The organism is Hubeiibacter jixunmingi, from assembly GCF_041928215.1.
Lineage (GTDB): Bacteria > Pseudomonadota > Gammaproteobacteria > Pseudomonadales > Moraxellaceae > Acinetobacter.
On the sequence record NZ_JBHFHK010000091.1, the window covers coordinates 1 to 6,098 of the forward strand.

Here is a 6,098-nt window from a genome sequence, read left to right on the forward strand (position 1 = left end):
GCTCAACCATGCGAGAGTAAGTCATCGCCAGCTCTTTATTCCTAACCACCCTTGCAACAGCAAGGGTGGTTTTTTATCGGGAGTAAAATAATTCTAAATTCTTATTGCTATAATCATAATAATTGTTCTATTATTTCTAGAGTCCAGGCTATGAAAGGAATAAGCTGATGAATCTTAAAAATGGATTTACATTAATTGAATTATTGATAACTATTTTGGTCTTTACTATTTTAGCTATGCTAGCTGTACCTACATTTCACCATGTGATGTCACGTGTGGAATCTATGAGAGTGGAGCATCAAATCAAAGAGTTATTGCTACATAGTCGAAATACAGCATTTTCTTTGCATCAACGAATAGCGATTTGTGGCTCACAAGATGGTGTACGTTGTATTGATAATCGTAATTGGACAGATGGTATTTTATTGTATAATGATAATGTTATACGTAATCGTATATTAGATCAAGGTGAAAATAAGTTCTATTATCATAAACTTAACTTGGATTACGGTACCCTAGAATGGCGTGGATTTGGTGTTGCAGGTAACATTCTTTTTCAGGACGATAGAGGTATTCCTTTAGGCTCAAATGGTAGTTTTTTCTACTGCAACCCTGATAACCCTCAACTTAATAAACGTATTGTGATGAGTAGTGCAGGTAATATAAGAGTTGAGAAAGCTGTAAAATGTTAAAATCTTATACAATAGTTTATATTTCTACTCTTATATAAAATTAATGTCGTATAAAAACCCAATAGCTTTAAGCTATCAGGCTATCTTAATCAAAGCAAAATATTATAACTTATTGTCTCAAGGCATCAAACGCTCAATTGTCCATTGCCCATCTTGCAAACGATAACGGATGCGGTCATGCAAACGGCTAGGGCGACCTTGCCAAAATTCATAATGCTCAGCCACCACACGATAACCACCCCAAAAGCTTGGCTTATCAATTTCACCTTGTTTTGCTTCGGCAAATTGTTGCTCTAAATCATGTACTTTTTGTTCAAATGCTTCACGTGTTGCAATTACGCCACTTTGTGGAGTGCTCGCATGAGCAGCAATTTGGCTACCTAAAGGACGTTTGTGGTAGTAAGCGGTAGATTCTGCTTCAGGGATTTTACTAACTCGACCAAAAATACGTGCTTGGCGTTCAAGTTTAGCCCAATAAAATAACAGTTCTACATAAGGATTTTCTGCCATATCCAAGCCTTTTTGGCTATCATAATTGGTATAAAAATCATAACCTTGCTCAGTTGCACCACGCAATAATACGGTACGCACATGCGGACGACCTTGTGCATCTGCGGTGGCAAGCGACATGGCATAAGGCTCGTGCAGATCTGCTTGTAAGGCTTGGTTAAACCAATCAATAAATTGTAGATGTGGATTGGCATTGACATCAGTCTCAAGCAAAGTACCTTGCTCATAGCTCATACGCAAATCACTTAATTCTTGGATAATATCAGTCATTTTTCATCTCACTTATTTCAAGAAATATTTACAAAAAAAAGGTAGTATGTCAATTATCATACCACCTTTTTGAGCACTTGCTTTAAAATTTTTAAAAATAAAAAAGCAAGTAAATCAAAGTTATAAAGTATTTGAGTGTTGTAAAACTGCATCCGCCAATTGGTTTGCCAATTGCTCGACTTCAGTAGCATTACCCCCTTCAACCATGACACGAATTACTGGCTCAGTACCCGATTTACGAATGAGGATGCGTCCACGTCCTTGTAGTGTTTGCTCAACATTGGCAAATTGCTCGGCTAGGCTAGGCACATCGTATGGGTCAAACATACTTTTTACACGAACATTTTTCAAAGTGTTTGGAAAAGGCTGATAATCTTGCACCAATTCATTTAAATTTTGTCCGCGTTGTACCATCACTTTTAGCACTTGAAGTGCGGTAATGATTGCATCACCCGTGGTACTTTTATCCAGTGTCAAAATATGCCCAGACGGCTCACCGCCAATATCCCAGCCTTGTTCTTCCAAGTTTTGTAACACATAGCGGTCGCCCACTTTTGCACGTACAAATGGCACATTGGCTTGTTGTAGTGCAACTTCCAATGCCATATTACTCATTACTGTGCCGACGATGCCGACAGGCTTTTGCTCAGCTTGGGTAGCAAGGATATACAAAATATGATCACCGTCGATTTCACGACCTGTATGGTCAATCATGATTACACGGTCAGCATCACCATCGAAAGCGATACCCAAATCCGCTTGTTCCGCCAAGACAGTTTCTTTCAGACTATCGACATGAGTTGAGCCACAATTGTCATTAATATTCAAGCCATTTGGATGATCATGGATACTGATGACTTTGGCACCAAGCTCACGAAAAACAGCAGGTGCAACGTTATATGCTGCACCATTGGCACAATCTACCACAATTTTAAACTGTCTTAATTCATAATGATAAGGGAAAGTCGATTTACAAAACTCGATATAACGCCCCGCAGCATCCTTGACACGGACACTCTTGCCCAAATTAGTTGGATCATCAATGGTGATCTCATTTTCTAATTCTGCATTGATTTCTGCTTGCAATGCATCAGGTAGTTTTTTACCTTCGGCAGAAAAAAACTTAATGCCATTGTCAGTATAAGCATTATGCGATGCTGAAATCACAATCCCTGCGTTAGCATGTAATGCACGTGTTAGATGGGCAATCGCAGGTGTCGGTAAAGGGCCGAGTAAATGCACATACACACCAGCTGAGTTTAGGCCAGCCTGTAGTGCTGACTCGATAATATAGCCAGATAATCGAGTATCTTTGCCCATGACCACAACAGGCTTATTCTTTTGACTATGGCGTTTGAGAACTTTACCTGCTGCAAAACCAAGTCTTAGTGCGAACTCTGGTGTAATTGGAAATTGACCAAAACAGCCACGAATACCATCTGTGCCAAAATAACTCATTTTATCACTTACTCAAAAATTCAAATTATTAAATGCAAATTGAAATTATGCATATTCCTATCGCAAATTTAACATAAAACCCTGATATAAAATAGGGTTATAAAAAAATGGCAACGTTTGAGTTACCATTTTTTAACAAATCGATTTTCAAATTTGTAGCTTCAATTAGCCTACACGGTAATTTGGTGCTTCTTTCGTAATCGTCACGTCATGAACGTGAGATTCTTTCATACCTGCAGCAGTAATTTTCACAAACTTAGTGTTGGCACGCATATCTTGAATAGTTGCAGAACCCGTATAACCCATCGATGAACGTAAGCCACCCATCATTTGGTGTACGATGTTGCCCATCGGACCTTTATACGGCACACGACCTTCAATGCCTTCTGGTACCAATTTTTCCGCACCTGCTTTGGCATCTTGGAAATAACGATCCGCAGAACCCGATGAACCTGCCATCGCACCAAGTGAACCCATACCACGATAGGCTTTGTAATAACGCCCTTGAAAAAATTCCACTTCACCTGGGGCTTCTTCAGTACCAGCCATCAATGAACCGACCATAATGGTGCTTGCACCTGCGGCAATGGCTTTTGCCATATCGCCAGAATAACGAATACCACCATCAGCGATCAATGGAATTTGGTCTTTTAATGCATTTGCAACCATATCAATGGCAGAAATTTGCGGTACACCAATCCCTGCAACAATACGCGTGGTACAAATCGAACCTGGTCCGATACCGACTTTGACCGCATCTGCACCTGCATCCAGCAAGGCGAGTGCGGCATCGCCAGTTGCAATATTGCCACCAATCACTTGTACTTGTGGGAAGTTTTGTTTAACCCAACGTACACGCTCAATCACGCCTGCGGAATGTCCGTGAGCAGTATCGACCACAATCACATCTACACCTGCATCAACCAATGCTTCAACACGGCTCGGCGTCTCTACGCCTGTACCTACTGCTGCACCAACACGCAAACGCCCCAAGTCATCTTTACAACTGTTTGGATAAAGTTCAGCTTTGCGGAAATCGGTAACCGTAATCAAACCTTTAAGATTTTGTTGTTCATCAACGACAAGGACTTTTTCGATACGATGTTTTTGCAAAAGGGCTTGGATATTTTCTTTGCTTTCATTTTCCAAAACGGTAACAAGGCGGTCTTGCGGTGTCATAATATTATGTACAGGTTGTTCTAAATCCGTCACAAAGCGAGTATCACGCCCTGTCACGATACCGACCACTTTTGTCCCTTCAACCACAGGCACACCGCTGATGTTATTCGCTTGGGTCAATTCTAATAATTGTCTTACGGTCGTATTTGGGCTAACGGTAATAGGATCTTTGACCATACCCGCTTCAAATTTCTTTACACGACGTACTTCGGCAGCTTGGGCAGTAATATCCATATTTTTGTGTAGAACACCGATACCACCATGTTGTGCCATCGCAATCGCCATGCGTGATTCAGTCACGGTGTCCATGGCAGCAGAAACAAGCGGAATATTCAGTTGGATGCCACGCGTCAAACGTGTGCGTAAAGAAACATCTTTCGGTAAAACCGTAGAATAGGCTGGAAGCAGTAAAACATCATCAAAAGTTAAAGCTTCTTGGACGATGGTCAGCATGAGAATCTCACAGGTAGTTTACATACGCTATTATAAACAAATTTTGCAATTTTTTAATATTTAATTAAAATCTTTTGCATAGTTTTTGCTGAGAGCATGTTGTGGCTTCATTATCTTCTCGTCCACCTTTTTGGTATAACTGGCTACTGGCTATCGCTAAGCCTTTGTATCAAATGAAAATAAAAAAACGCTTTGGACATCTTGATGATGTAGATGACGAAATTGCACAGCGGTTTGGTGAATTTTCTACCGTCAAACACCAGCATACCCTTTGGTTTCATGTGGTATCTGTAGGTGAAACCAATGCCGCACAGCCGTTGATTGAGCATTATTTACGCCAAGGGCAGACTGTATTGATCAGCAATACTACACGCACAGGACAAGCCCAAGCCAAAAAACTATTTGCCGAAAAATATGCTGATTTGGTGCAGATGGTATATTTGCCGATTGACCAAGTTTCAGTTATGCAAAAATTTTTACAGCATTTTCAACCGAAAATTTTATTGCTTATGGAAACCGAGCTTTGGCCGAATCTAATTTATTTATGTCGTCAGCAAAATATTCCACAAATTCTGCTCAATGCCCGATTATCAGCAAAATCCGCCAAGGGCTATGGCAAATCTAAACGCTTAACTTATCCGATGTTACAGCAGCTCAATTTTATTGCCGCTCAAGATGCCGCAACACAACAACGTTATATCGAATTGGGTATGCCTGAAGAAAATATCGCCGTGTTGGGCAATGTAAAATTTGATATTACTGCACCAAACCATTTTTTACAGCAAGCAGAAAAATTGCGTGAACAATGGCAATTACAAAATCGAAAAATCATCATCTTAGCCAGTACCCATCAGGCCGAAGAGCAAGAGATCGTGAGAGCATTAAAACAATATTTAGAGCAAGATGCACAAGCTTTATGTATTGTTGTACCACGTCATCCAGAGCGTTTTAATGATGTTTATCAGCAACTTATAGATTTAAGTTTGGTAGTTCATCGCCGTAGTTTGCAACAAACCATTCAAACCGATACGCAAATTTATCTAGCCGATAGCATGGGTGAGTTGTGGCTTTGGTATGCCTTGAGTGACGTGGCTTATGTCGGTGGTTCGTTAAATGCAACAGGCGGTGGACATAATATCCTAGAGCCAATTGCCTTAAATATTGCGACAGTTGTGGGTGAAAAGTATTTTAATTTTCAGACTATTGTTGATGCCTTTGTAGAAAATAAAGGCATTATTGTGGTCAATGATGCTGAGCAGGCAGCTGATCATTTATGGCAGTTGCTACAACACTCATCACAGGCAATACAGCAGAAACAGCGTGCTAACCAAATTTTACAAGCCAATCAAGGTGCTGTAGATAAACATATAGCAGTTATCGATAAATATATGTCATTTTATCGTTAAATACACTGATGATTTTTGAATCTTGAGCATTTTGCTTTGTTATTGATTCTTATGTAGGACTTACGCAAACCTAACCGAAGGGCAACGAAGTTGCTCACAAATATAGTCATCAAGAAGCCCTTGCTTAATT

Annotated in this window: 5 protein-coding genes; 2 read left to right on the top strand and 3 right to left on the bottom strand. The window is 40.1% G+C overall.

What is annotated here, in order from left to right:
* Window positions 1-167: 167 nt before the first annotated feature.
* Window positions 168-692, top strand: coding sequence for a pilus assembly FimT family protein (locus tag ACEYX7_RS10275; RefSeq protein ID WP_374805365.1), 525 nt, complete (start codon window positions 168-170; stop codon window positions 690-692).
* Between the two features lie 117 nt (window positions 693-809).
* Here ACEYX7_RS10275 and pdxH read toward each other — a convergent pair whose 3' ends face one another.
* From pdxH to guaB, 3 genes are all read right to left on the bottom strand, one after another.
* The gene (gene pdxH, locus ACEYX7_RS10280) at window positions 810-1,472 is read right to left on the bottom strand and encodes a pyridoxamine 5'-phosphate oxidase (protein ID WP_374805367.1); all 663 of its coding nucleotides are present in this window, start codon (window positions 1,470-1,472) and stop codon (window positions 810-812) included.
* 120 nt (window positions 1,473-1,592) lie between these two features.
* On the bottom strand, window positions 1,593-2,930 hold the full coding sequence (gene glmM, locus ACEYX7_RS10285; RefSeq protein WP_374805369.1) for a phosphoglucosamine mutase: 1,338 nt from the start codon (window positions 2,928-2,930) through the stop codon (window positions 1,593-1,595).
* A 165-nt stretch (window positions 2,931-3,095) separates the two neighbouring features.
* The gene (gene guaB, locus ACEYX7_RS10290) at window positions 3,096-4,562 is read right to left on the bottom strand and encodes an IMP dehydrogenase (protein ID WP_374900540.1); all 1,467 of its coding nucleotides are present in this window, start codon (window positions 4,560-4,562) and stop codon (window positions 3,096-3,098) included.
* A 173-nt stretch (window positions 4,563-4,735) separates the two neighbouring features.
* Here guaB and ACEYX7_RS10295 point away from each other — a divergent pair, with 173 nt between their 5' ends.
* Window positions 4,736-5,968: a 3-deoxy-D-manno-octulosonic acid transferase gene (locus tag ACEYX7_RS10295; protein WP_374900541.1), complete on the top strand. Its 1,233-nt coding sequence runs from the start codon at window positions 4,736-4,738 to the stop codon at window positions 5,966-5,968.
* Window positions 5,969-6,098: the final 130 nt, after the last annotated feature.

What these genes read in the sequence shown, in the direction of transcription:
- ACEYX7_RS10275 (WP_374805365.1), top strand. Translation starts at nt 168, where the DNA reads ATGAATCTTAAAAATGGATTTACATTAATTGAATTATTGATAACTATT.
- pdxH (WP_374805367.1), bottom strand. Translation starts at nt 1,472, where the DNA reads ATGACTGATATTATCCAAGAATTAAGTGATTTGCGTATGAGCTATGAG.
- glmM (WP_374805369.1), bottom strand. Translation starts at nt 2,930, where the DNA reads ATGAGTTATTTTGGCACAGATGGTATTCGTGGCTGTTTTGGTCAATTT.
- guaB (WP_374900540.1), bottom strand. Translation starts at nt 4,562, where the DNA reads ATGCTGACCATCGTCCAAGAAGCTTTAACTTTTGATGATGTTTTACTG.
- ACEYX7_RS10295 (WP_374900541.1), top strand. Translation starts at nt 4,736, where the DNA reads ATGAAAATAAAAAAACGCTTTGGACATCTTGATGATGTAGATGACGAA.